This window comes from Paenibacillus sp. 19GGS1-52 (assembly GCF_022369515.1).
Classification (GTDB): Bacteria; Bacillota; Bacilli; order Paenibacillales; family Paenibacillaceae; genus Paenibacillus_AQ.
In genome coordinates this window covers 5739613-5764824 of record NZ_CP059724.1, presented here as the reverse complement: position 1 = coordinate 5764824, position 25212 = coordinate 5739613, and the positions used below count along the sequence as shown (strand labels likewise).

Below are 25212 nucleotides of genomic sequence, written 5' to 3'. Positions count from 1 at the left end.
TTTACAGATGTATCCAGACCTCGGAGGTGAAGCACCATGAGTCCATATTATTCAGCTCGTCGATTAAAGCTTTATTTGCAGCGTACGACCAAGCTGCTGCTTGTGTTCGGACTGCTGTTCGCTGCTTGTTACACCGGAGTAGCGGAAGCAGCCAGTTCTTCAGACCTGCTTGTTGTGAATAAACACACGAATAAGCTGGCTTATTTCAGTGGTGGTAAACTGGTGAGAACCTTTTCTGTAGCTACAGGGAAGACTACGACACTTACGCCAGAAGGCAGCTTTCCAATTGTGGTCAAGATTAAAAACAGACCTTATTATAAAGAAAATATCCCTGGTGGCGATCCCGCAAATCCACTTGGTGATCGCTGGCTGGGACTAGAAGTAAAGGGGACCAAAGGAACTACCTATGCGATCCACGGCAATAATAATGAGTCATCCATCGGGAAATATGTAAGTGCAGGCTGTATCCGCATGCATAATGAGGACATTCATTGGCTGTATCCGTTAATAGCCAAGAACACAAAGGTCGTAATTACCTCAACCACACTGGACATGGAGCATATCGCAGTCAAGAATGGCTATCCACTGGGGAGCAAGGCGTTTGCAGCAAATCTTATCATTAATGGTGTATCCACTAGACTGAAGGATTCTTTTGTACTGGATCATTCACGTGTCTTTATTCCGCTGAGAGAATCCGTAGCCCTGCTTGGAGGAACGCTGCAGCAGGATGCCAGAACAGGTGCTCTAATCATTACACTAGGACAATACAAAGTGACACATCAGCCGCTGAGTAGTACTGCATTTGTAAATGGAAAGACCATTTCTATGCTGCCCTCCCGTAGTGAAAATAACCGCTTACTGATTCCACTTGGCAGTATGCCGGGGCTGTTTGGAATTCAGGTGAAATGGAACCCGCAAGCCAAATCAGTAACCATCCTGAATTGAGGCATCTTTTATTGAAGAAAAGTGCTGTGTTAGACATTGGTTATTCATGGATTTTAGTGCGAATACGCATTAATATGTATATACTAGACTTACTAGATATGCTAGATATACAAGTGAGTAGAATGGAGAATAGACAATTACAATGGAGAACACGAATATAACGATTCGCAACATGGAGGATGCCGCAGACCATATGCTTTTTCTGCTAAAGCATCTGCTGCGGGCCAATGCAATCATCATTACTGTTAATACTGGATTATCCGAACCCATACAGAAGTTCTATAATCATGAAGATAAGCTTTTTAAGGAAACGGATGGAATTTTGCTACTTGAGAACATCTGCCAGCTGATAATCGGTAATGATAATAAATCACTGCATGTAATGGATACACATGACCATCCACAATCTCCAGAGCTTGAATTTATCCGTGAGCAAGGGGTTCGTTCCTTCGTCGGAGTGCCGCTGATTTTTGAAGATGTGAGATCTTATGGAACGATATGCGTGATGGATCAGACTGCAGGCGAGTATTCAGAAGACGATATAAGGCTACTCTATGCACTGGCAATTTTTTTCACGTATTTGATCGAACTCGAACAGAAGACAGATTCTGCAGAACAGCGTATCCAGTCGAAGGTTGATTTGTTTACGATGCTTAGCCATGAGATACGTACTCCTATGAACGGTATTGTTGGCATGACCGACTTGATGATGACCACTGAAATGAATGAGCAGCAGAAATATTATATGGAAATTATTAATGAAAGCAATACACGGCTATTGGAATTTCTGAATGATGTGCTCGAATTTAGCAAAATGGATGCCGGCAAGATGGACATCGAAGAGGAACCGTTCGATATTATTTCTACCCTAGAGGAAACCATCTATCTGTTCTCGACCAAAGCCTTGGAGAAGAATCTGGAGATGATTCTGAATACTGATTCGGAAATCCCTCTTTATGTATTGGGTGATGCCCAGAAAGTTCGCCAGATAATTATGAATCTGTTAAGCAATGCCCTTAAGTTCACACATGAAGGCGAAATTTTTGTGGAGCTTAAGTTATTGCCTGCTCGTAATGATGAGGAAGTGTGTGTGAAGATCGCCATACAGGATACTGGAATAGGCATTGAACAGGATAAATTAGATCTTTTATTCAATGACTTTACGCAAGTTCATGATAAGAGTTCGGTCCACCATTATGGAGGAACCGGGCTGGGACTGGCAATATGCAGGCGTCTAATCGAGCTGATGGGCGGACATATCGAGGCTAAAAGTGAGATGGGAGTGGGGACAACGTTTGAGATCACCTTGTTCCTCAAGAAGTATTCGAGTCTGCCTTCCATTCCTTTCGAAAGCGATGTGTTAGCCGGCACGAACATCCTGCTTGTTGATGACAATCAGACTAGTCTTCAAGTGATCTCCTCGATGTTACAGGACTGGGAAGTTACTGTAGCCTCCACGCAGAATCCGAAGCAGGCGCTCGAATGGATTGCTGAAGGTCTGGAGTTCGATCTTGTCATGATCGACAAAGACATGGGAGGCGTGGATGCAATTACGTTAACTGCTCAAATGCGAAAAATAAATAAACACAAGAGACTTTCTGTATTTCTGCTCGCACCCATCGGCACCAATCTCGACGATGATACGAAATCACTGTTTGAATCTGTGATTATTAAGCCGATCCGTAAGCTGCACCTGTTAAATGCGGTACTCTCCTTGTTGAAGCATTCGAAGTCGCAGGAATAGTATGGCTCAACAGGGTCTCTCCAAGACCATGGACTGTTCATAGTACGTTTTTCTCTATACCGTATTCGACCGTAGCCAAGTGGCTGCGGTTTTTTATATTTTGCGTGCCCAGAGGCACGCATTATCTAGTTGGTGAAAGTCCAACCCAAGGAGGGGCCAAGCCACCTTGGTAGCTAGGATGCTTGCGCATGGAGAAATCTGTGTGTAAAAGCGCATCGACAAAAGTACCTGTCAGAGACAGGGCGAGCGACAATCCAGGCCGCAACATGAAGTGAATCCTGCCGCGTCGTCAAAAAGGCCCTGCAAAGGGGAAAAGAGGGTGCCGAGTCTCGAGAATATAGACGAAGGCCATGGAAACTGTGCAGAACTTGGAGCAGCAGTGAAGAATCCTCCGGCGTATAGGGAACGGCATGGGTTTGAAAGATAATGCAGTGAACTGGGGAGACCCTCCCCCACACGAATTTTTTTTTAGGAATCCGTAAAGAGACGCTCTATAAGTCCAAAAGACGAAGTGAACCGTCTGTGGGAAGGGAGTCCGAGGGGCTCATAGTACCGAAGAACCTAAGGACAACATAACCTTAGGGAGGGAAGGAGCCCTGCTTTGTTTATGCTTTTGGAGGAGGTACGAGTGAGTGAATGCCAACCGGCTAACGACACCCAAGGAAAAAGTTCAACAACTCCAAGAAAAGCTAGGTCATGCGGCCAAGGCGAACAAAAAGCGTAAATTCCATGCATTGTATGACAAGATCTATCGGTGGGATGTACTGTGCGAAGCGTGGAAGCGAGTGAAAGCCAATAAGGGTGCCGCAGGAGTAGATGCCGTGACGCTAGCAGATATTGAGGAACAAGGAGAAATACCGTTTCTCAAGGCCTGTGAGCGAGAGCTTAAAGAAGGCAACTACCATCCGCAACCTGTACGGCGACACTATATCCCGAAGAAGGATGGCAAGCAAAGGCCATTAGGTATACCCACTGTGCGCGATCGAGTCCTACAGATGGCAACCAAACTAGTAATTGAGCCCATCTTTGAAGCCGACTTTGAGGAAGTATCCTTCGGTTTTCGCCCGAAACGAAGTGCTAAACAAGCGTTGGAACGTATTCGTAAAGCCTGCAACCGCAAAGGAAATTGGGTAGTCGACGTCGATATCCAAGGCTACTTCGACAACATTAATCAAGAAAAGCTTATGAAATTGGTGCAAATGCGTATCAATGACAGGCGGATACTGAAATTAATGAGGAAGTGGCTACAAGCGGGAGTTATGGAAGAAGGAACGGTAAGACGCTCGGATTTAGGGACTCCGCAAGGAGGCGTGATTTCACCGCTCCTTGCGAATATCTATCTAAATTACTTCGACCAATTGTGGGAGAAACACGGGAAAGGAGTAGGGGAGCTCACGAGGTATGCAGACGACTTTGTAGTGGTTTGCAAAACGAAAAAGGACGCCGAACATGCGTATGAGCTCATACGCAAAATCATGGAGCGTTTGGAGTTAACCCTACACCCGACCAAAACCCGCATTGTAGGATTATGGACGGGAGACGAAGGATTCGACTTCTTGGGGATGCATCACCGAAAAACGAGAGCAGAAACATCCCAAGGCAAGGTGTACTACACCACACAACAGTGGCTAACGAAAAAGGCAGAGGAACGCATTCGAGAGGTGGTCAAAGAAAGATTGGCTCCTCCGAGCATGCGCTCGAAATCGTTTGCGGAACAGGTGAAATGGCTCAATCCAAAGATCCAAGGATGGAGAAATTATTACTACACGAACTACAGCCAAAAGAGATTAGCCAAGTTGGACTGGTATATTTTGCAGCGATTAACCCGGTGGTATGCCAAGAAAAGACAACGTAGAAGATGGATGGGTTCACTGAAAGAGGTTAGATATATTGCCGTCCAGTATGGACTTAAAACGCTATTGTAAACTGTATGCCCATGAATGACGAACATCGGAAAGCCGTATGAGGGAAAACCTCACGTACGGTTTGATGAGGAGGGGCTGGTCAGGCCAGCCCTTTACTCTAGACAGGTAGCCTTTGAGGAGCGGGTGCATGTTTATGTATTTTTGGAGGAATATGGATGTTCTTTAGCGAATATTAAAGTTTAATACGAGAAAAGGACGGCTAGAGTCATGCTGAAATTAGGTTCCTTTATATTAGAGTTACTACGAATGTGTATTTTGCTGATCTTGACCCTATTGATTTTAGGTGGTTTGGAAAGGCTTATATATTCAATTATGTTAGGAACACCCCTCTATAACTGGAGCATGGGGATTGGGAATATTGTACTCTTTTTTATTTTGTACCGAAATTATTTTCAGTTTATGGGTTGGTATAAATCTGCTAAGAACCAAAAATTAAATACATCCACTACGATAGGTTTGGCTGTAATCTCATTGATGCTAATCGTTATACCGATTTGGGTGGCGCAATGAATAAGACAAGAAGGCTTATCATAAGTATAGCGCTGCTGGGTATCATTTATTGGCTGTTTGTATGGCTGCAACCTCAGCCTTTTGAGCGGGAATATAGCAGCATTATTTATTCAACGGCGGATCAGAGCTTTGCGAGAAGCACAGACATCAAACTCAAAGGCAATAAATATAGAAAGCTGCTGGGTCCAGATATTTTTGTCGGAGAATTAACTGCAGATCATGATTTGAACTATAAGATAAAGCTTGAAGGAGGAAAGACTCCATATTCTGGGTTGATAACAGCCCACGATGCAACGAAGGCTACACGTTCAATTGGAATAGTAACGGTCTCCTTTAACTTCGATAAAATATGGATGGAGCTGGATGACATTAATCGGAGGTACAAGCTGCAAGAGGGCGATGGATATATTTCCAGCCCCGCAAAAAACAGAGAAGAAGCTATTCTAATATCGCATCTTATCGCTGCTGGAAAGTGAGGACACAAGTGAAGACAATCGCCATTCTTACAGATATTCATGGAAATCACCCGGCGTTGCAAGCTGTACTGCAGGATATTGCTAAGAAAAAGGTTGAGCATATCTATTGTCTGGGGGATGTTGTTGGCATAGGCCCGGATTCTAATCAGGTATTGGAACAGTTAACGACTAGACCAGATATGTCTTTTGTAATGGGGAATCATGATTTAGCAGTAATAGCAGCTGCTCGAAATGAACCCCCTCCTGAAGGACATCACAATGAACGTCAACATCACGAATGGCTCGCGAAACGTATAGAACCTAAATACATAGAGGTAATGAGTAAGTGGCCAATGTCTGTAACAATATCCATTCTTCACCATGAACTGCTATTCTGCCATTATCACCTCGATCCCAGCAACTGGTTTGTACCTATAGACAAACTCCCGACAACCGGAGCGTTAGAGGAGATTTACTCTACAACCGACAATAAGCTCGTGTGCTTCGGACATCATCATATTGTTCATCATTTTCGATCCGATACAAGGTTGTATTTTAATCCAGGATCTTTGGGTTGCTATGATAAACCGTATGCCAGATATGGAATAGTCACGATTTCCGAGAAGAAGATTATGGCCGAGGTACAGGAAGTCCCCTACAATAATGTTGATTTCTTAAGATCTTATGAGGAACTTCAAGTGCCTGATCGAGAGTTTATATTGAAGATCTTTCACGGAGGTCAATACCTATGAGGATCAGAATCATTGGAGCCTGTGGGAGTGGCAAGTCAACCCTTGCCAAGGAGCTATCACAGAAATATGGAGTGTCATGTTACGAACTGGACAATCTGGTGTGGGATAGAAGTGCCGAGAATCTACGCTTTCCTATTGAGGTTAGGGACTCCAAGTTAGCTGAAATTCTGAATAGGGAAGCCTGGATTGTTGAAGGGGTGCATTATAAATGGGGAGAAGAGAGCTTTGCTAGAGCGGATTTAATCCTTATCCTCACACCAAATAAGCTAGTCAGGGATTATAGAGTAGTCAAAAGATTTATTCGAACCAGAATGGGAATGGAGCAGTGGAATTATAAACAATCCTGGCATAATCTGTACCAGATGATTTTTGAATGGAACCGCGGCTATGACAGGGAAGCGATACCTAGAATTATGGAAATGACTGCAGAGCTGGCAGAAAAGAGGAAGATGATCAAGAATACGAAAGCAGTGGAGACCCATATTCAAGCACATTTTTTCCAAAACATTTCTCTGAAGTAGATTTCGTCGGATTTTGGAAAAGAGTTAGCTTTCTAAGAATGCCTCCTTATGGGCAGATCAGGCCACTGTTCTGAGTTTTTAATATCATAGCATTAGCTAACCGCCAACACGGCTTTCATAAATTCCTTTAATGCTGAAGAATCAACCTCCTTCACCCATAACTCCAGAGCATTCGTCTGCCCCTGCACATACCACCCGAGTTTCTCCTTTAACTGTCTGTCAAAAGCCTTCGGTTCAACAGCTCTCTCTATCATGAGCTTCTCCATCAGGTTCGGCCAGCGGTTGCCGCTGTGGCCGTAGCTATGCTCTGGATAAAGCTTCGCTAGCTCCAGTACTGAAGATAGGTCTTTACCATCATACAACTCCGCTGCCAGATAGCTGCCGATAAAGCGGTGGGTGTCGTCTTCCTTCATAGCAATGGCAAATTGCTTCCTGGCTTCCTCTAGCTGTAACTGATGCAGCAGCGCATTAGCGTTAATCGATCGATCATATGAATTTGGAGGTTGCCCGTTTAATTGCAAATACAGTGAATAATATTGATTATAAAGCTCCCAATTGGATTGTTTGTAGAAGTAAAATGCTAGCATACTGGCATTCCATGATGAGGGATAGAGCTGCACAAGCTTTTGGAGTAGTGGGATTGTCGCAGCTTCAATTTGTGGATCTTCCATAATAGAAGCTTTCGCATTCATCATATTAATCAGCATAAATAGGGCATGCACATCCTGTGGATTTCCTGTGTAATCCTTGCGGTAAGCTGCCCATGCCTGATCTAATTTCTTATCGAGTAGAAGCTGGTCGGCGACCGTCAGCGTCCGTTCCTTGAGAAAGAAGAAAGGGAGATTACCGACGGATTCCTCATTCAATCGGTAACCATTGCTGCGGGTGATCAGACGGCCCTGCGAATCCATAGCTTCGACGCTCCACGAAAAGCGGTTATCTGGATTCATATACCCGAGTAGAGATAACGGATCAACCGATTGCCAATCTCCACTACTGCCAAAAGACAAGCCTCCGGGGTGATAGTACATTTCGTCAACAGGAATGGATACATAGTTATCTGTGATATGGCCCCGGAGCTGTCCACCAAATGAACTTTCCCCTGACCAGATATTGCCGTTTAGATTGTAGTAAGCAGCTCCTTTAACGCTCTTCCAGCGGAAATCAACCGTCTGTCCGCTGATCGTCTCCTGATTAACCGGAGACTGAAGCTCCAGTAGAGGCTGGAGGATAATATTACTATTCACAGCCGCACCCTGCTTCACTTCAATCCAGTCGTCAGCTTGTAAAGGCCAGGTCCAACCGTCAATTTGCTCAAAGCTGAGCCCAAGCTGGAGCTGATAGAAACCAGGAGTAATGCCGGAGAATTGGAAGTGACCTTGTTCATCAGTGATGATCCGGTAAGGTTCATCCTTCGAAATGCTCCGATAGATCATATGCTCGGCCCGGAGGAACACACCAGCCCGTGGGATTGGTGTTCCATCACTACGCATAAGGGTTCCAGATACTGTAGTAGGTGCAGCATATCCTGTGTCGATAGCAGAATGAATAGTCAATAATAATGCTTTAAGCTGGGCCACTAAAGCGGTATCACCAGCGTCTAGCGACACCGCTTTGGAATCATTTAAGGATTTCTCATAACTTGCCAATCCAGTGCTTACGACAGTTAGGGCTTCCTTAGTTCTAGCTTTAGCGAAGAGCAGCCGTCCCTTTAGCCATGCCTTCCGTGCATCCAGCTCGGACTGATTATCTATAGCCGGGTAGTTAGGCTGATCTAGAATAACTTCGGCCGCAGGTAAATCTCCGCGATTTAAGGCCCGTTCTGCAAGGGACAACGCCAATACCTTTGCCGGGTAGGAGTGACTGCCGAATCGGTTCTCTGCGGTTATTAGCGCTTGAGTCCCATCCGCCTTCCGATTAAGCGCATCATATTCATAGGTTAGCTGTTGGGCTGCAGAGACTAGTGTGTTATCTGCAGGACCTTCACGGATATATTCCTCCAGCACAACAATCCTGTCCTCCGGAAGTAGACGCACTGAATCCTCCTCGGCATTGCTCCAATTGCTCATAGTGGAACCAATATAAACATCGAATCTATAGGCGGCATAATTGGTGCCAGCGTCAATAACATTCTTGCGGATAAGCTCCATACGCTTGCTCCCACTTGTGGAATCCAGCTTTTGCAGAAATGCTGCCCGTGCAGTTGAAGGACTAGTAGAGGTGGGTTCACTCAAATTTAGTAGAGATGGCACATAGGTCATTAGAATGAACAGCAGAGAGGCAGGGATGAGTACGAACAGGATCAGATGTTTAACTTTGAAATTAATTGTCATGCTGCTTCACCGCCTGCTCATAAATGTCCTTCCAGTAGGTATTTCCCCCAACCTCGATCAATTCACGGAGTCCTTGTTGTTGCTGTGAATTCTGCTGAGGTGCTCCAACATACAGCAGATTTAATAACAGAAATACTACCAATAGGCTCGCGCTTACGCCTCCGACCAGCTTGACCGGAAGCTCAATCTCCTTGTTCCAAAATGCCAGAAGACGACTTCTAAGGGTAGGCGGGTGAGTCTGCCTTATGACCCGATCGTGGCCAGTGAATTGGATGGACGCCAATTCGTTATTAAGCTGTTGCTTGAATTCTTCGCGTTCCGTTGTCATATGAAATGGGCCTCCTTCTCCAATAGCCTCTTTAATAGAGTTCGTCCTCTGGCGAGCCGGGATTTAATTGTATTCTCAGGTGTATGTAACTGGGCGGAAATTTCACAAATGCTCATTTCATGAAAATAATACAGAACAAGACTTTCGCGGTATATGTAATCAAGACTACGAACAGCCTGAGCAAGGTTGACGTTATGCCATTCGGTCATAAAAAGCTCTTCGGCTCCGACCGCGAAGCCAAATTCACCGTGTGAGAGTGGATCTAGAACTCCAACAGGAAAAATATTGCGCCAGCTCCAGGTCCGCTGCCGCATATGGCAGCGGTTGACCACGATGCGAACCAGCCAGGCTTTTAACCGTTCAGGTTCCTGTAGCTGTGTAATTTTGGCATAAGCTTGGATGAAGGTATCCTGTACGGCTTCCTCCGCACTTTGTGGGTCCTTCAGGAGCAAGCTGGCTGTCCTTAACAGCATATCTCCGTATTCATTCATCAGATAGCGGAGTGCGGTCTCATCTTTCGCTTTGAGTCTTTCTATAATATCCAGAGTGAAGCTCCCCTCCTCTATATATTATTAAGATGCGTCTTGGAGCATTAAGGTTGCGCTTTTTCAGGGATAAATTTCCTTAATTCGAAATATTGCACATTTTAGACGATGTGATGAAGAATGCTCCAAACCTACTAAACATGTCTCTCTAATTACGCGAGGCGTTCTGACGGAGTCCATAAGAAAATAATTCCATATATTTATGAAAATAAGAGAAAAAAACAAAGGAGATATAACATACTTTGTCGAATCATCCGATATAAAAGTGATAAATATCATATCTAATTAGAGAGAGGTGATCTCTTCTAGTTCCGCACATTCCTTTGGATGAATAATCACATCAGTTTACATGTTTTAATAACCTGTAAGATCATGGGGGGCAGATAATTTGGGGATATATTACAAAGAATTAAAAGTTCTAAAGGCAGGGGTTTTATTGCTGGGAATCATGTTGTTGTTTGGATTCCACACACCCGCTGCTAATGCAGGAAGTCCCGGACCGGACACCTTTACTACCAAAAGCAAGGTTGTTTTGCCTTCAGGTTCAATGGCAGATGTGGCTTATGGAAATAATGTATATGTGGCAGTCGGTTCGTATGGCTCTATTGTCAAATCTTTGGACGGAGTAAATTGGGTAAATGTAAAAACAAAAGCCGACAGTACTTATACAGGCGTAACTAGTCCGAGTACATTTTCCTTCAATGGAGTCGCATTTGGGAATGGTCTATTTGTTGCTACTGGCAGTGAGGGAGTCATTCTAACCTCAACCGACGGGGCGACATGGACGCAACGAACTTCTAATGTATCTGTTAATATCTGGAATACGGAATTTCTTACTTTAAATGGAAACGCTTCCTTTTATGCCACTTCCCTAGGAAAGTTTGTGACTTCAAGCGACGGGATTACTTGGACAACCGTTACGCCGACAGGATTGAGTCCTTCTGTGTGGCTGTCACCAATTACCGTAGGGAATAACGGTACACGGTTAGCTGTAGGTGATCAGAGCGGGAATCTTTATTCGACAACAAATGGCACTACTTGGACTACATCACATCCAACGACAGCGGGTGGAGCACAATCAACCGGAACAAATATGTTGATATGGTTAAAAGATCGGTATTTTATTTCAGATCCGTCTGCCAATATTTGGACCTCAACGGATTTGTCTACATTTACTATAGTAGGTGCTCCTTTTAACCTAAATGCAACATCTCCTGAAACAACGAATCAGATGTTTAACGGGCTGTATGATGGGTCAAAGTATTACTTATTTGGCTATCAGGCTCCTTATGGATATGGAGCTGTTTATACATCAACAGACGGTGCAACGTGGACGATGCAGCCCTTTCAAAAGCAGTTCGTCGGACAGAATTCAGCTTTCATTAATGGAAAGTATTTTCGAATGGGGAATGAAGGAATGATCAGTTCGTCCAATGGTTCCGATTGGAATTATTTATGGGGCGGAGTGTATAATGAGATTATTTTTGATGGAACCAAATATATCGCCGCTGGACAAGAAGGAAATGAGGGTTCGTTGTGGACATCTACGGATCTCTCTTCATGGGATAGAGTGACTCTGTCCTCCCGGCTTGCACCTTTTAGAGCTGAGGCATACGGCAATGGTAAATATGTTGCTGTAGGTGATTTTTTTCAATCCATTACAAGTTTGGCAACATCAAATGATGGTACAGCGTGGACTATACAGAATAGTCTAAATGATTCAACGGCGCTTACTGATGTCGCTTTTGGAAATGGGAAATTTGTAGCTGTTGGAGTAAAGGGGGCTGTTGGTGTATTAAAAACATCAGTAGACGGCATTACCTGGACAAGCCCGACAGTACCTGCGAATCAACTGGATAATATTTATTCCGTATCGTATACGAATAATCAATTTATTGCTTTAGGTTACGGTAATGATAGTACTACTGGTGCTATAGATACTTTAGGTATCTGGACTTCTGTAGATGGTGTGACATGGGTGGATCATTCTAGCACGTACCCAAACCAAACCGACATATTGAACAATATTATATATGATGGAAGCAAGTATATTCTATTTGGTTCTGACTCAGTAAGTTACTATGCATTCTCGCGTACGAGTGATGATCTAGTCACTTGGAGTGCTCCAACGGTATTAACTGGTATCTATCCTGCTTATGCTTCAACGTTATTAGCGCAAAAAGGCAACAATATCTATACGGTTGTATATGAAGAATCTGGTAATATAGCTGTTTATTATTCTTCTAATCAAGGTACAACTTGGCAGTCTGCTGAGGTAGGAACAGATGTGTTCGATGCCTATGAATTAATGGAAGTGAATAATGAAGTTATCATCGCTGGGAATGCACAATTAGTAATGTCGACAGTGTCGACAGGTGCATCTACGATCAGCCCAGCAACCGGAAGCTTCGATAAGAAGACTTCGGCGCAAGCAGATGTAACGACCACGTTGACGTTCAATGGCAATACGCTTAGTGGAATTGCGAACGGAGTAACCCCGTTAGTATTGGGAACGGATTACACCGTTTCGGGCACCACGGTAACGATTAACAAAGCATACCTGGCGACACAGCCAGTCGGCACAACCAGCTTGACGTTCACATTCAGTGCGGGAGCGACGCAGACACTGGCGATTACAGTGAGCGACACCACGCCGCTGAACAGTGTGATCACGCCAGCAACCGGAAGCTTCGATAAGAAGACTTCGGCGCAAGCAGATGTAACGACCACGTTGACGTTGAATGGCAATACGCTTAGTGGAATCGCGAACGGAGTAACCCCGTTAGTCTTGGGAACGGATTACACCGTTTCGGGCACCACGGTAACGATCAGTAAGGATTACCTGGCGACACAGCCAGTCGGTACGACCAGCTTGACGTTCACATTCAGTGCGGGAGCGACGCAGACACTGGCGATTACAGTGAGCGACACCACGCCGCAGAACAGTGTGATTACACCAGCAACCGGAAGCTTCGATAAGAAGACTTCGGCGCAAGCAGATGTAACGACCACGTTGACGTTCAATGGCAATACGCTTAGTGGAATCGCGAACGGAGTAACGCCGTTAGTATTGGGAACGGATTACACCGTTTCGGGCACCACGGTAACGATTAACAAAGCATACCTGGCGACACAGCCAGTCGGCACGACCAGCATGACGTTCACATTCAGTGCGGGCGCGACGCAGACACTGGCGATTACAGTGAGCGACACTACGCCACTGAACAGTGTGATCACGCCAGCAACCGGAAGCTTCGATAAGAAGACTTCGGCGCAAGCAGATGTAACGACCACGTTGACGTTGAATGGCAATACGCTTAGTGGAATCGCGAACGGAGTAACGCCGTTAGTCTTGGGAACGGATTACACCGTTTCGGGCACCACGGTAACGATCAGTAAGGATTACCTGGCGACACAGCCAGTCGGCACGACCAGCTTGACGTTCACATTCAGTGCAGGCGCAACGCAGACACTGGCGATTACAGTGAGCGACACTACGCCACTGAACAGTGTGATTACACCAGCAACCGGAAGCTTCGATAAGAAAATTTCGGCACAAGCAGATGTAACGACCACGTTGACGTTCAATGGCAATACGCTTAGTGGAATTGCGAACGGAGTAACCCCGTTAGTCTTGGGAACGGATTACACCGTTTCGGGCACCACGGTAACGATTAACAAAGCATACCTGGCGACACAGCCAGTCGGCACAACCAGCTTGACGTTCACATTCAGTGCGGGAGCGACGCAGACACTGGTGATTACAGTGAGCGACACCACGCCGCAGAACAGTGTGATTACACCAGCAACCGGAAGCTTCGATAAGAAAACTTCGGCGCAAGCAGATGTAACAACTACGTTGACGTTGAATGGCAATACGCTTAGTGGAATTGCGAACGGAGTAACGCCGTTAGTCTTGGGAACGGATTACACCGTTTCGGGCACCACGGTAACGATCAGTAAGGATTACCTGGCGACACAGCCAGTCGGCACAACCAGCTTGACGTTCACATTCAGTGCAGGCGCAACGCAGACACTGGCGATTACAGTGAGCGACACTACGCCACTGAACAGTGTGATCACGCCAGCAATCGGAAGCTTTGACAAAAAGACTTCGGCGCAAGCAGATGTAACGACCACGTTGACGTTGAATGGCAATACGCTTATTGGAATCGCGAACGGAGTAACCCCGTTAGTCTTGGGAACGGATTACACCGTTTCGGGCACCACGGTAACGATCAGTAAGGATTATCTGGTGACACAGCCAGTCGGCATCACGAGCTTGACGTTCACATTCAGTGCGGGAGCATCGCAGACACTGGCGATTACAGTGAGCGACACTACGCCACTGAACAGTGTGATTACACCAGCAACCGGAAGCTTCGATAAGAAAACTTCGGCGCAAGCAGATGTAACGACCACACTGACGTTGAACAGCAACACGCTTAGTGGAATCGCGAATGGAGTAACGCCGTTAGTATTGGGAACGGATTACACCGTTTCGGGCACCACGGTAACGATTAACAAAGCATACCTGGCGACACAGCCAGTCGGCACAACCAGCTTGACGTTCACATTCAGTGCAGGCGCGACGCAGACACTGGTGATTACAGTGAGCGACACTACGCCACTGAACAGTGTGATTACACCAGCAACCGGAAGTTTTGATAAGAAGACTTCGGCGCAAGCAGATGTAACGACCACGTTGACGTTGAATGGCAATACGCTTATTGGAATCGCGAACGGAGTAACCCCGTTAGTCTTGGGAACGGATTACACCGTTTCGGGCACCACGGTAACGATTAGTAAGGATTACCTGGCGACACAGCCAGTCGGCACGACCAGCTTGACGTTCACATTCAGTGCGGGAGCGACGCAGACACTGGTGATTACAGTGAGCGACAGTACAGTGGTTCTGCCTGGAGTACCTTTAGTGCAATCGGCTATAGCTGGAAATGCCCAAGTCAGTCTTTCATGGAGTGCTGTGGAGGGTTCATCCGGTTATAAAATATACCAAAGCTTAACATCTGGAACCTACGGAAACGAAGTGGCCACAGTTAGTGGTTCGGTATACAGCTATAATGCAACTGGTTTGATTAATGGAACCAAGTATTACTTTGTAGTTAGAGCAACTAATCTTGGCGGTGACAGTGCCTCATCCAACGAAATGAATGCAACTCCAAAAACCGTTCCGATGGCACCAACGAATATAAATGCTATTGCCGGAAATGGTCAAGTTACAGTTTCATTTACACCTCCGACCGATAACGGGGGAAGCCTGATTACAGGATATGCGGTTATAGATTCCTTAGGCAACATCCTGGCAACTGGAACCAATAGTCCCATTACAATAACGGGTCTATCCAATGGAGTGACGTATACCTTTACGGTAAAAGCGATCAATAGCGCTGGCAGCAGTGTAGCGTCAGTTCTCTCCAATGCCGTAACACCTGTAGCACCTTCTACACCTACACAACCTACTCAACCAAGCACTCCGAGTACACCAGAAACCACCACTGGAGTTGATATCCTTGTCAACGGCAAGGTGGAGAATGCGGGTACAGCAACAACAGTGACAGTAAATCAGCAATCGGTCACAACTGTTGTAATCGATCAGAAGAAGCTGGAAGATAAACTCGCGGCAGAAGGTCAAGGTGCTGTGATTACGATTCCGGTAAATCTGAAATCGGATGTTGTAGTTGGTGAATTGACGGGCGAAATGGTCAAGAGCATGGAACAAAAACAGGCTATTCTGGAAATCAAAACCGCAAGCGCGACCTACACCCTACCTGCTCAGCAAATCAATATTGATTCGATATCTGCGCAAATTGGGAAAACGGTAGCCCTTCAGGATATCAAGATTCAAATTGAAATAGCCGTTCCAACAGCAGATGTACTGAAAAGAGTACAGGACTCAGCAGCTAAAGGTGATTTCACCGAAGTAATGCCTCCGCTGGAATTTACAGTACGAGCTATTTATGGAGATACTACAATAGCAGTGACCAAGTTCAACGCTTATGTAGAACGTACGGTTGCTATTCCAGATGGCGTAGATCCGAACAGAATCACAACAGGCATTGTTGTTGATCCAGATGGAACTGTACGTCATGTACCGACTAAGATCGTTGTGATCGATGGTAAATATTTTGCCAAATTGAACAGCTTAACCAACAGTACGTATTCCATTGTCTGGCATCCGCTTGAATTCAAGGATGTCGCTAATCATTGGGCAAAAGAAGCCGTGAATAACATGGGTTCACGATTGGTCATTGACGGAGTTGGCAACGATATGTTCAATCCTGATCAAGATATCACGCGTGCAGAATTTGCAGCTATTATCGTTCGTGGATTGGGACTCAAATTGGAGAATGGTGCAACTCCATTCGCTGACGTGAAAGCAGCAGATTGGTATAGCAGCGCTGTTCAGACCGCATTCAGCTATAACCTGATCAATGGGTTCGAAGACGGTTCCTTCCGTCCGACAGACAAGATCACCCGGGAACAAGCGATGGTGATTATTGCAAAAGCAATGAAGATCACCGCACTTAAAGCTAAGCTTCCAACCGAAGCTACAGGGGCACTGCTGAATCCCTATGCTGATGCAGCTAAAGCTTCAGAGTGGGCGAAGAACAGCATTGCTGACAGCTTACAAGCAGGTATTGTCTCCGGTAGAAGCGCCACACAGCTTGCGCCAAAAGCGTATATTACCAGAGCTGAAGTTGCCGCTATGATAGAGAGACTTTTGCAGAAATCCGATTTGATCTAATGTGATGTAATCGGCGGAATGAAATAGCCCTTCTCCTGATGGAGAGGGCTATTTTTCTGTGTACATCTAACGGTATAATTTTACTGAGACTTTCTTGGGGGTGAAGTAATGAAAATATTTGATTTCTCTGAATCTATAGAGAGCGAAGAAATAATCCACGGAACTAATAATCGGTGGGGAAACGACGCTCTTTTATTTCGAGTAAATAAAGGAAGCGGTAAGTTATCGACTAAACAGGGAAGGGATAAAGTTGGAGGGCTGCATAGTTTTCTAATGCTGGATAATAAACCATTGATAAACAGTCACGGAGAAGAGATATATTGTCCAACTTGCGCCAAGATTCTAAGTATAGGGTTGGGTAGAGCAGGAGCAGATAAATCCCTAATTGAAAAAATTAAATATTCACAAGAGCCTGATACTGACATTCATAGCACTTTTGAAAAGGTTAAACCCTTGCTATCCATATTAGAAAACGGATATTACTTGCTCACTCGTATCGAAATGCTGCCCACAGATGGAGAAGGTCATTATTTCTGGAATTTATCCACAACAAAAAGAACCTTCAACGCAACTTCGGATGTATTTTATAAAAATCATTATAGTTCGGGTACTCCAAAATTCATATTACCCTCTCAAAGAATGGATTGTTTGAATAAAGATAGGGTTGATTATTATCGGGAGCAGATAAAAAATGGAAAGAAGATGACCGGTCTGGCCATTTACTATGAAGGTTTCATGAGCACATTGTTAGATGGACACCACAGAGCAACCGCTGCATACATAGAGAATAAAAAAATGGATTGCTTAACTATAATTAAAGTTACCGGGTTTGGACTCAGCCAAGACAATCAGCCGAATTATCTTTTTGCTGGTGGTGAAGAATATGAATTTAACAGCTTTAAAAAACCACAGAGAATTTACAAGTATCTAAAAAAATCATTTGCTGCTAAACAATGGGAACTTGCGGCAGAAGATGTGCAAGCCGTTCTTGAAGATTGTAAGAAAGCAGAGCAAGATAATAACTTCTCGATGCTAGACTTTGGAACAAGGAGCTATCCTGACTATTTATCAATAGCCTTTTCTGATATGGCAGAGGATATCTCGGAAGAACATGTTGATGAGGTTATAGCGAATTGGGATGAAGGAGCAGAATTTGAGCTGGAAATGATTTTAAAAAAGTTGCAGTTAATTGAACCCAAGCGAGCGTATGAACTTTGTAAGAGAATTAGCAAAGAAGAAAATTGGAAAAGTTTACGTGAAGATGTTTTTCTTTATCTGGCGACTCTAGACAGTGAAGAAGTTGAAGACCTGTTTATCAAGTACTTGATTGATCATGTTTATGATTCTAGGGATATTTGCCTAAAGATAGCAGATGAGTATTTAAGCAGCAGGTAAACATAATGAGTTATTCATAGTTGATCAAGTATCATAATAATGGTTAAATCCGGTTCCCGACAGAATTCACTCTTTAGGTCACGCAACCTTTTCATTCTCACCTCCGTCTGAAATAGCAATCAGAAGTTCTTTAACCAATCAGGGAGATGACAACATGACAGCAAATTTTAAAAAGATAGCGGGATTCATGATCCTTGCAGGGTTGCTCGGACTCACGGCATGCGATTCAAGCAATCAGAACGCGGCATCGCCAACGACAGCACCCACAGTGGCACCAACTGAGGTGGCAGCGACTGCTAAACCGGAGGTCACTGCATCTCCAGCTCCTACGGATGCACCGGCGGCTACTGCTGCTGTAACGAATGCGCCCAATACAGCAACAGCCAGTCCGCAGGCTGCCGCCAAACAGCTCAAGGAATTGTTTGAGCTTGCCAAGCAGGGCAAGGTACCGGGCGTGGAATTTGCTGCACATAATGGACTAATCGACGACGTAAAGGCTGCTTGGGGTGAGCCAGATCTGGAAGAAGCAGCGGGCTCGGGCATCTATTCCACCTACACGGACAAACATGTCGTATTTGGTTTTAATAAAGGCAGCCAAATCTATGACGTTCGTTCCAGTGAAGCAAGCCTGCAGCAACTGACGCTGAAACAGATTGAAGGAGCGCTCGGTAAGCCGCACGAGATTAAAGAAAATGGCAAAGATAAAATATATACTTACGAAGCCAATAAGCAATATCAGCTTAAATTTATCATACCGGAATCGACAGGGAAGGTAGATCATATCTCCGTATTCTCTGAACAGGATTCAATCAATAATATGGCTGGCTAAGATAAACAGTAATAGAAGGGCCTAATCTAGGAAGAGCAATGTTGCGGAGAAATCTGTGAATTGCTCTTTTTGTTTTGACTCGGCCTTTCCCACTGGAGTACAGGGAGGAACGCCTGATATAATTGAGCCATGAAGTGGATACGGGGAGAAGGTTTCTGCATGTTTCTGGAATTAAATGAGAGTGAATATAGAGTAACAGCTGATGGTATATCGATTGAATTGCTTCCCAAGGAGTTTATGCTGCTCCAGTTTCTGAACCGGAACCAGGGGCGAACGTTCAACCGGGAACAACTGCTCGATAAGGTGTGGCCGCTGGAATATCCGGTAGAGCGAACGGTGGATGATCATATTTACCGACTGCGCAAAAAACTTGCGAGTCTGCAAGGACTACACATCAAGACCGTTCGCGGTTATGGCTACAGTCTAAGTATGCAGGATTCTGCAGCGATGAAGATAGTTAATCCGACAACCAAGGATGCAGAACTGCATGATACGATGCGGGAATTGTTTGGGAAATATCACCTTTACGGTCAAGGGCGTTCGATGCTGACCCTTTCACGCCAGCAGGATATACTGGGCTATACAATGGATCCGTTCTATTCCGTGTGCATTCATTTTGTGCAAGGAGATTTGGAGTGGCTGCTGAACACAAGAGAAGCCGACATGCCTGAACGATTATATTTTCTGCTGTTATTTTATATTTTTACGGGTGAACCTAAGCTGAAGCTGGCCTTCTGTGAGCAGGTACTTGAGAAGAATATATTGCCGATGCCACAGCATAAAGAGCTGGAAATTCTCAATATTTTAGATTTGTATGTGCTGGCAGGGGAACCACACAAGGCGCTGGAACGTTTGAAGTTAACGCATAAGGTAATCGCCGAACCGGATTTTGAGGATTTCATCCCCGCAACATCCATCTCCGAGATGTTTGTTCATATCGTAGCTGGAACACCTGACGAAGAACTGGAACAGATGGCCGAAGGAATTGCTGAGCTCTTGCTGGCCAAGCCTTTTTTGCGTGAAATCGGCAGTTATAATGTGGTGAAGGGACTGTGGTATTTGCGGCGTAAGGCGTGGAAGGAGGCGGAGAGTCTAATGGACGAAGGTCTTCAGGTGCTGGATAGGTCCGGGTTTGTACCCATGCGGCTCTGTGCCTTGCACCGTATCGTTTGCTATTGTAATAACGTTCCAGGTAAGGAATCCTTGCGTCGTAAGTACTTAGGAATATTAGAAGAAGAGATGGAGGAGCTTGGTCTGAACCGGCTGCATCAGCCTCTGGAAACAACACTCCAAAATGTTCTGAAAGCCCTCTGATCTTTCTCTGACAATTCTCCATTACAGTAAGCGTAATAGGAGGAATGTTGGATGAAGACTTCAGTTCAAGCAGGAACAAGCCTGTTGAGTAACAAAATATACATGCGTGTCTACAGTGCCTTTGCCACTGCGACCTTTGGTGACTGGTTCGATGCATTAGCTATTCAGGTACTTGTAGGATACCGCTGGCAAGCCAGCCCATTGATGCTCGCCCTAATTCCGGTCTCGCTGGCTTTACCCGGTATTCTGCTGGGCTCCGTTGCCGGTGTGGCTGCCGACCGGCTGAACAAGCTGAAGCTGATGCGTATCTGTGATCTGCTCACCGCAATCCTGACCGTATTGGTGTTATTCGCTCCGAATATGCTGTGGCTGCTTCCCCTGCTGGCGTTGCGTGCAGCTATTTCCACCCTGAATGTGCCTGCGCAGCAGTCCTTGACCCGCAGCATCGTCAGGGAGGATCAGTTGCTGCAAGCAACCTCGCTGAATGGGATCGTCAATCAAGGCTCCAAAGTCGCTGGCCCTCTGCTGGGCGGTTTAGCGTTGTCGATTCTATCCCCGCAGTGGTGTATTTTGCTCAATGCGGGTTTCCGGACCTGTTCTTACTTGCTCTTGCTCACCGTTAAGAACATCCAGGCCGTAGAGGTGAACCCTGCATCTGCTGTGAAGGAGGAGTCTATTCCACTCCGCACGATGTGGAGGGAAGGCTGGAGCTTTATTTGGCGCAGCAGGCTGCTGTTGAACACAATGCTGTTCGGAGTAGTCGGCGCCCTTGCCATTCAGATGATCGATTTTCAATTCACCAGCCTCTTCAGATTGATTGCACCGGATAAGGAGTCTCTACTGGGCTGGCTTGTGGCGGCATCAGGTGCAGGTGCACTACTCTCGATTATGGCGATGAACAAAATAAACCACGGAGCAGGTTATGGCTGGAAGCTTGGAACCGGTTATGCCCTGCTGGGTGCTGCCTTCGGAGGTTTGGGACTACTTCAGCCGGGTGTCTCCATAACTCCAGTGCTGCTGTTGGGGTTCTTACTGGGCATTGGGAACGGAATGTTCATCATTACCTTCAATTATTGCCTTCAGAAAGAAACCCCTCCGCATATGACGGGCCGAATATTTGGGATTCAGAGTACCATTCTTAGTGGGGTAATGATTGGTGCTCCACTGCTTGGAGGTCTGTTGGTCCAAAATGCCGGGCCGAACCGCATCTTTGTGATCTTTGGGATCGTAATTGCAGTGATCGGTGGAGTTGGACTGCTCTTCGGACGAGTGCTCTGGCCAGTGGAGAAAGAGAATGAAGTGAGTAGTGAGGTTCCTTTTTAGATGAATAGATTCATAGGGGGAATTAAAAAGATGAGTGAATTCACATCGGGTACTATTTTGCTGGCAAAGGATAAAGAGGTCGTTAGAAAGCATGCAGTCAAGGGTTCGGTTTTGATGCAGCTGAACGACAAGTTTGTTGTTTATTTATCAGAAGATAATTATATAGGCGAAATAATACCTGAATCTATAATCCAGCTGTCACAAGAAATACCGCTTCTTTACTTCTATAATTTCGAGGATCATCAATGGGGCTACCGTTTGCTTGTGCAAGGGGAAGAAGTCGGGGATTTACATATTTCCTATGAATATGAGGAGGAAATAGCATATAGTTTTGCCAAGAAGAAGTACCCGGATATGAGGTTTAATGAACTGTACTTTGGAGGTTTGCTCGAAGAAATAAGAGAGGAACTGGGGGCTGGCTCCGTGTTCAAGGAAAGCTTTGAGGCAATCTTTAATAACTGTCATCCGGACCTGTTCAGCTTATTAGCTGTTTCCGATGAACAAATTTCCAGACTTAAAGAGATATTGAATACCGATTATATCAATCATGATATCAGTGAAGGGATGGAATTAGCAGACGAATTTAAAACCATCTTGGGCATCGAAGAGATGTCTTTCATCAGACATGAACGAGTGGTGGAATCTGGAGAATACGATGAGCTTTTCTAAATTTCATTCCCTACAGATTATAAAAGCGTACCGTATTCGCAGTCAGTATGTCTTCCGCTTGGCGGGGGAATATCCATGTTGCGCTCCCCAAGCTTCGGCAACAGCATGGATCATGGACGGATGAGTGGGGCGTCCGGCAAAAACACCCTCGAATGGCCATGGGCCATCCGTTTCAGCCATGACTAGCTCCGGTGGATAGCGGCGCGCAAGCTCCTGAATATCCGCTTCATACAGGATATCAGGGGTGAAGGAAATGAAATAGCCGCGAGCAATCATTCGCATTATTGCGGCTTCTGGCCCTTTGAACCAATGAAAATGGGCATGCTTAATGCCATGTTTCTCCAGCAGATCGCAGGCGATTAACGCGTCCTCATACACGGCATGCAGCACCACGGGCTTGTCCAGCCGGGCGGCAAGTCCGAGCAAGGTGTCCAGAAGCTCAATATAGGGTTCCATCTCAAAGGCTTCGCCACGTGTGAGGGCTTCGGCTCGTGAATAGTAGGGAAGACCGATCTCGCCTACAGCCACAAAGTCTGCTGTGGAACGGCTGCCGATCCACTCCAGCAGTGCCTTTAGTTCTTCCGTACTCGGTAGTGGCTGCTCGGGATGGAAGCCGTAAGCCGCTCTGATCACTCTGGGATAAACAGCTCTGAGTTGTTCGGTGCGCAGGCATGAGTCCAGATTCATGGAGACAGCAATCAATGCTTCAATATCATGTTCGGGTAGTTCGCTCAGCATTTGTTCTGCCACGGAAGAGTCATATTGTTCCAAATGAATATGAGCATCAATCATGAGTGCATTCTCCTTTGCGTCACAAGCACAAATCGCGCGCGCTCCAGACATTGGAGAGCGCGCGATTTATTATTGACCTAATAATATTTTGGTATAGGGTGAATCAATAGGAAGCATAATGACAGGCTCATTCTGTAACGTCGTCACATAACTTTGCAGGGTCCGATAAAAGCTATAGAACTCGGGATCTTTACCATAAGCAAGGTTATAGATCTTTGCGGCTTCTCCTTCACCCTCCGAGATGATCTGCTTGGCATCGGCTCTGGCCTGGGCTAGAAGCTCAGTGGATGTACGATCCGCTTTGGATGTTCTTTTACGTGATTCTTCGTCACCCTCGGATAAATAACGGGCAGCAATAGATTGACGGTCAGATATCATACGGTTATATACGCTCTGCTTATTTTCCTCTGGCAGATCCGTACGCTTGATGCGAACATCAATAACCTCGATCCCATATTCATCTCTCTTTAGAGCTTCAACCACGTCCTTGGTGATCTCATCATTAATGTTGCCGCGTTCTGTTTTTTCGCTAATGATATTATCGTAATTGACTTCCGATAGCTTCCGGCGAACCGAGTTGTAAACGGCTTCATCTAGCCGTTGCACACCGCCGCTAACCGACTGCACCGTTTTTAAGAATTGTGAAGCGTTTGTAATACGCCAAACGGTATAATTATCTACGACAATTGGCTTTTGATCCTTTGTTAAGATTGTCGTAGGACTGCTTTCATAGGTCATCTGATACTTAGGGAGCGTTGATGTATTCTCAATGAAAGGAATCTTTAACTTTAAGCCAGGTTCGGATACAGCTCTTATCGCTTCACCGAATCGGAGAACGACCTTATACTCGCCTTCCTTCACAACAAACAGAGAAGCGGATACCAAAATAAGTATGACTACGATAGGGGTTAGAATAAACCACTTTTTTCTCATTGTCCATCTCCTCCTTGTGGAGCTGTTGTCGCCGAAGGAGTGGTTGGGGTAGTAGATTTATTGGAACCGCTGCTCAACAACTCATTTAAGGGTAAATAATTAACGGTATCACTATTTGAATTTGTAATAATAATTTTGGCGTTTGGCAGTATTTTTTCCAACGTTTCCATGATCAGTCGGCTTTCGGTAACGCTGGAACTCTTCTTATACTCTGCATATATCGCATTAAATTGGGCCACGTCACCCTGTGCATTCAATACCCGCGCTTTCTTCTCACCCTCGGCGTTCTCGATCAGAGCTTGAGCTTCACCGCGTGCTTTAGGAATGAGATCGTTCTCATATTTCACCGCATTGTTAATTTTCGTGTTTTTCTCTTCCCGTGCATTCGTAACTTCACGGAATGCTTCCGTAACTTGTCCACTAGGCGGTTCTATATCTTGGAACTTAATATCAATGATCTGAATGCCGGTTTGGTATTTGGACTGCAGCTCCAACAGCTGAACTCTAACCTTGTCCTGTATGACCGTCTTGCCATCTGTAATCGCATAATCCAATTTCTCTGAACCAATTACGGAACGAATGGACGAAATCGAGGCATTGCGCAAAAATTGTTCAGGGTCATCGATATTGAACAGAAAATCGTGGATATTGCTTATTTTCCATTGCACGACAGCGTCGGCAGAGACGATATTCTCATCTCCGGTAATCATCATCGCTTCTTCTTCAACTTCAACAGTCTTACTTGATCCTTCTTCTTGACGATAACCGATATGAATTCTTTGCGTCAGCTCCGCTGGAACCGTTATAACCTGCTGAATCGGATAGGGCCATTTGAAATGCAAGCCTGCTGATGTTTCTTTGGAATACTTGCCGAAGGTTAGGATGGCAGCACGCTCTTGCTCTTGCACAGTGTAGAACGATGAATAGCCAATAATGAGAATGGCAGCTGCGGCAACACCGATAACAATCTTCTTTAATATTCCTGGCGGTAAGTCGGGCATCTGGCGACCCCTCATACTGTGGATCGAATTGTCATCTGGATTGAAACCCAATAATATCTCTCCTCCTGTTGTTAGAAATTATCAATATAGGAGGTAGTACGTATAAAGAGGGAAGAGGTTACTTTTTTTGAG

General features: G+C 45.4%; 19 protein-coding genes. 12 read left to right on the top strand and 7 right to left on the bottom strand.

The features are described 5' to 3' along the window. The first annotated feature begins 36 nt into the window (after positions 1 to 36). Together H1230_RS26725 and H1230_RS26720 are read left to right on the top strand one after the other, a co-directional pair. The gene (locus tag H1230_RS26725) at positions 37 to 945 is read left to right on the top strand and encodes a L,D-transpeptidase family protein (RefSeq protein ID WP_239712843.1); all 909 of its coding nucleotides are present in this window, start codon (positions 37 to 39) and stop codon (positions 943 to 945) included. A 142-nt stretch (positions 946 to 1087) separates the two neighbouring features. After that, a complete protein-coding gene (locus tag H1230_RS26720) occupies positions 1088 to 2689 on the top strand; it encodes an ATP-binding protein (RefSeq protein ID WP_239712842.1) in 1602 nt (533 codons plus the stop codon). A 121-nt stretch (positions 2690 to 2810) separates the two neighbouring features. Here H1230_RS26720 and H1230_RS26715 read toward each other — a convergent pair whose 3' ends face one another. Continuing rightward, on the bottom strand, positions 2811 to 2957 hold the full coding sequence (locus H1230_RS26715; protein WP_239711185.1) for a hypothetical protein: 147 nt from the start codon (positions 2955 to 2957) through the stop codon (positions 2811 to 2813). A gap of 364 nt (positions 2958 to 3321) precedes the next feature. On the opposite strand from H1230_RS26715, the gene ltrA reads away from it, so the two are divergent. The 4 genes from ltrA (at position 3322) to H1230_RS26695 (ending at position 6852) form a co-directional block, all read left to right on the top strand. Further along, positions 3322 to 4614 carry a group II intron reverse transcriptase/maturase gene (gene ltrA, locus H1230_RS26710; RefSeq protein ID WP_239712841.1) on the top strand — a complete coding sequence of 431 codons (1293 nt, stop codon included), beginning with the start codon at positions 3322 to 3324 and terminating at the stop codon, positions 4612 to 4614. Between the two features lie 506 nt (positions 4615 to 5120). Then, entirely contained in the window at positions 5121 to 5600 is a 480-nt protein-coding gene (locus H1230_RS26705; protein ID WP_239712840.1) for a hypothetical protein, read from the top strand. An 8-nt stretch (positions 5601 to 5608) separates the two neighbouring features. Then, entirely contained in the window at positions 5609 to 6331 is a 723-nt protein-coding gene (locus H1230_RS26700; RefSeq protein ID WP_239712839.1) for a metallophosphoesterase family protein, read from the top strand. Next, complete coding sequence (locus H1230_RS26695) at positions 6328 to 6852, top strand: AAA family ATPase (protein WP_239712838.1); 525 nt, start codon at positions 6328 to 6330, stop codon at positions 6850 to 6852. The genes H1230_RS26700 and H1230_RS26695 overlap by 4 nt, the downstream gene beginning before the upstream one ends. A 92-nt stretch (positions 6853 to 6944) precedes the next feature. Here H1230_RS26695 and H1230_RS26690 read toward each other — a convergent pair whose 3' ends face one another. From H1230_RS26690 to H1230_RS26680, 3 genes are read right to left on the bottom strand one after another with little or no spacing between them, the layout of a single operon-like run. Continuing rightward, a complete protein-coding gene (locus tag H1230_RS26690) occupies positions 6945 to 9185 on the bottom strand; it encodes a carboxypeptidase-like regulatory domain-containing protein (protein ID WP_239712837.1) in 2241 nt (746 codons plus the stop codon). Next, positions 9175 to 9513: a hypothetical protein gene (locus H1230_RS26685; protein WP_239712836.1), complete on the bottom strand. Its 339-nt coding sequence runs from the start codon at positions 9511 to 9513 to the stop codon at positions 9175 to 9177. The genes H1230_RS26690 and H1230_RS26685 overlap by 11 nt, the downstream gene beginning before the upstream one ends. Next, on the bottom strand, positions 9510 to 10007 hold the full coding sequence (locus tag H1230_RS26680; protein ID WP_275591266.1) for an RNA polymerase sigma factor: 498 nt from the start codon (positions 10005 to 10007) through the stop codon (positions 9510 to 9512). The genes H1230_RS26685 and H1230_RS26680 overlap by 4 nt, the downstream gene beginning before the upstream one ends. 439 nt (positions 10008 to 10446) lie before the next feature. Between H1230_RS26680 and H1230_RS26675 the strand changes: the two genes are divergently transcribed. The 6 genes from H1230_RS26675 (at position 10447) to H1230_RS26650 (ending at position 22354) form a co-directional block, all read left to right on the top strand. Further along, positions 10447 to 16824 carry a X2-like carbohydrate binding domain-containing protein gene (locus H1230_RS26675; protein ID WP_239712834.1) on the top strand — a complete coding sequence of 2126 codons (6378 nt, stop codon included), beginning with the start codon at positions 10447 to 10449 and terminating at the stop codon, positions 16822 to 16824. 108 nt (positions 16825 to 16932) lie between these two features. Next, entirely contained in the window at positions 16933 to 18219 is a 1287-nt protein-coding gene (locus H1230_RS26670; RefSeq protein WP_239712833.1) for a hypothetical protein, read from the top strand. A gap of 154 nt (positions 18220 to 18373) precedes the next feature. Next, the gene (locus H1230_RS26665; protein WP_239712832.1) at positions 18374 to 19048 is read left to right on the top strand and encodes a YjgB family protein; all 675 of its coding nucleotides are present in this window, start codon (positions 18374 to 18376) and stop codon (positions 19046 to 19048) included. 159 nt (positions 19049 to 19207) lie between these two features. Then, positions 19208 to 20362, top strand: coding sequence for a winged helix-turn-helix domain-containing protein (locus tag H1230_RS26660; protein ID WP_239712831.1), 1155 nt, complete (start codon positions 19208 to 19210; stop codon positions 20360 to 20362). Between the two features lie 51 nt (positions 20363 to 20413). After that, positions 20414 to 21685, top strand: a complete 1272-nt coding sequence (locus H1230_RS26655) for an MFS transporter (protein ID WP_239712830.1) — start codon at positions 20414 to 20416, stop codon at positions 21683 to 21685. A 30-nt stretch (positions 21686 to 21715) separates the two neighbouring features. Then, positions 21716 to 22354 (top strand): hypothetical protein, encoded by a 639-nt coding sequence (locus H1230_RS26650; RefSeq protein ID WP_239712829.1) that lies wholly within the window; start codon positions 21716 to 21718, stop codon positions 22352 to 22354. A gap of 42 nt (positions 22355 to 22396) precedes the next feature. On the opposite strand, the gene H1230_RS26645 is transcribed toward H1230_RS26650, so the two are convergent. The 3 genes from H1230_RS26645 to hflK form a co-directional block, all read right to left on the bottom strand. Further along, positions 22397 to 23146 carry a TatD family hydrolase gene (locus H1230_RS26645; RefSeq protein ID WP_239712828.1) on the bottom strand — a complete coding sequence of 250 codons (750 nt, stop codon included), beginning with the start codon at positions 23144 to 23146 and terminating at the stop codon, positions 22397 to 22399. 69 nt (positions 23147 to 23215) lie between these two features. Continuing rightward, on the bottom strand, positions 23216 to 24079 hold the full coding sequence (gene hflC, locus H1230_RS26640) for a protease modulator HflC (protein WP_239712827.1): 864 nt from the start codon (positions 24077 to 24079) through the stop codon (positions 23216 to 23218). Next, positions 24076 to 25131 (bottom strand): FtsH protease activity modulator HflK, encoded by a 1056-nt coding sequence (gene hflK, locus H1230_RS26635; protein ID WP_239712826.1) that lies wholly within the window; start codon positions 25129 to 25131, stop codon positions 24076 to 24078. The genes hflC and hflK overlap by 4 nt, the downstream gene beginning before the upstream one ends. Positions 25132 to 25212: the final 81 nt, after the last annotated feature.

What these genes read in the sequence shown, in the direction of transcription:
- H1230_RS26725 (WP_239712843.1), top strand. Translation starts at nt 37, where the DNA reads ATGAGTCCATATTATTCAGCTCGTCGATTAAAGCTTTATTTGCAGCGT.
- H1230_RS26720 (WP_239712842.1), top strand. Translation starts at nt 1,088, where the DNA reads ATGGAGAACACGAATATAACGATTCGCAACATGGAGGATGCCGCAGAC.
- H1230_RS26715 (WP_239711185.1), bottom strand. Translation starts at nt 2,957, where the DNA reads ATGTTGCGGCCTGGATTGTCGCTCGCCCTGTCTCTGACAGGTACTTTT.
- H1230_RS26705 (WP_239712840.1), top strand. Translation starts at nt 5,121, where the DNA reads ATGAATAAGACAAGAAGGCTTATCATAAGTATAGCGCTGCTGGGTATC.
- H1230_RS26695 (WP_239712838.1), top strand. Translation starts at nt 6,328, where the DNA reads ATGAGGATCAGAATCATTGGAGCCTGTGGGAGTGGCAAGTCAACCCTT.
- H1230_RS26690 (WP_239712837.1), bottom strand. Translation starts at nt 9,185, where the DNA reads ATGACAATTAATTTCAAAGTTAAACATCTGATCCTGTTCGTACTCATC.
- H1230_RS26685 (WP_239712836.1), bottom strand. Translation starts at nt 9,513, where the DNA reads ATGACAACGGAACGCGAAGAATTCAAGCAACAGCTTAATAACGAATTG.
- H1230_RS26670 (WP_239712833.1), top strand. Translation starts at nt 16,933, where the DNA reads ATGAAAATATTTGATTTCTCTGAATCTATAGAGAGCGAAGAAATAATC.
- H1230_RS26665 (WP_239712832.1), top strand. Translation starts at nt 18,374, where the DNA reads ATGACAGCAAATTTTAAAAAGATAGCGGGATTCATGATCCTTGCAGGG.
- H1230_RS26660 (WP_239712831.1), top strand. Translation starts at nt 19,208, where the DNA reads ATGTTTCTGGAATTAAATGAGAGTGAATATAGAGTAACAGCTGATGGT.
- H1230_RS26655 (WP_239712830.1), top strand. Translation starts at nt 20,414, where the DNA reads ATGAAGACTTCAGTTCAAGCAGGAACAAGCCTGTTGAGTAACAAAATA.
- H1230_RS26650 (WP_239712829.1), top strand. Translation starts at nt 21,716, where the DNA reads ATGAGTGAATTCACATCGGGTACTATTTTGCTGGCAAAGGATAAAGAG.
- H1230_RS26645 (WP_239712828.1), bottom strand. Translation starts at nt 23,146, where the DNA reads ATGATTGATGCTCATATTCATTTGGAACAATATGACTCTTCCGTGGCA.
- hflC (WP_239712827.1), bottom strand. Translation starts at nt 24,079, where the DNA reads ATGAGAAAAAAGTGGTTTATTCTAACCCCTATCGTAGTCATACTTATT.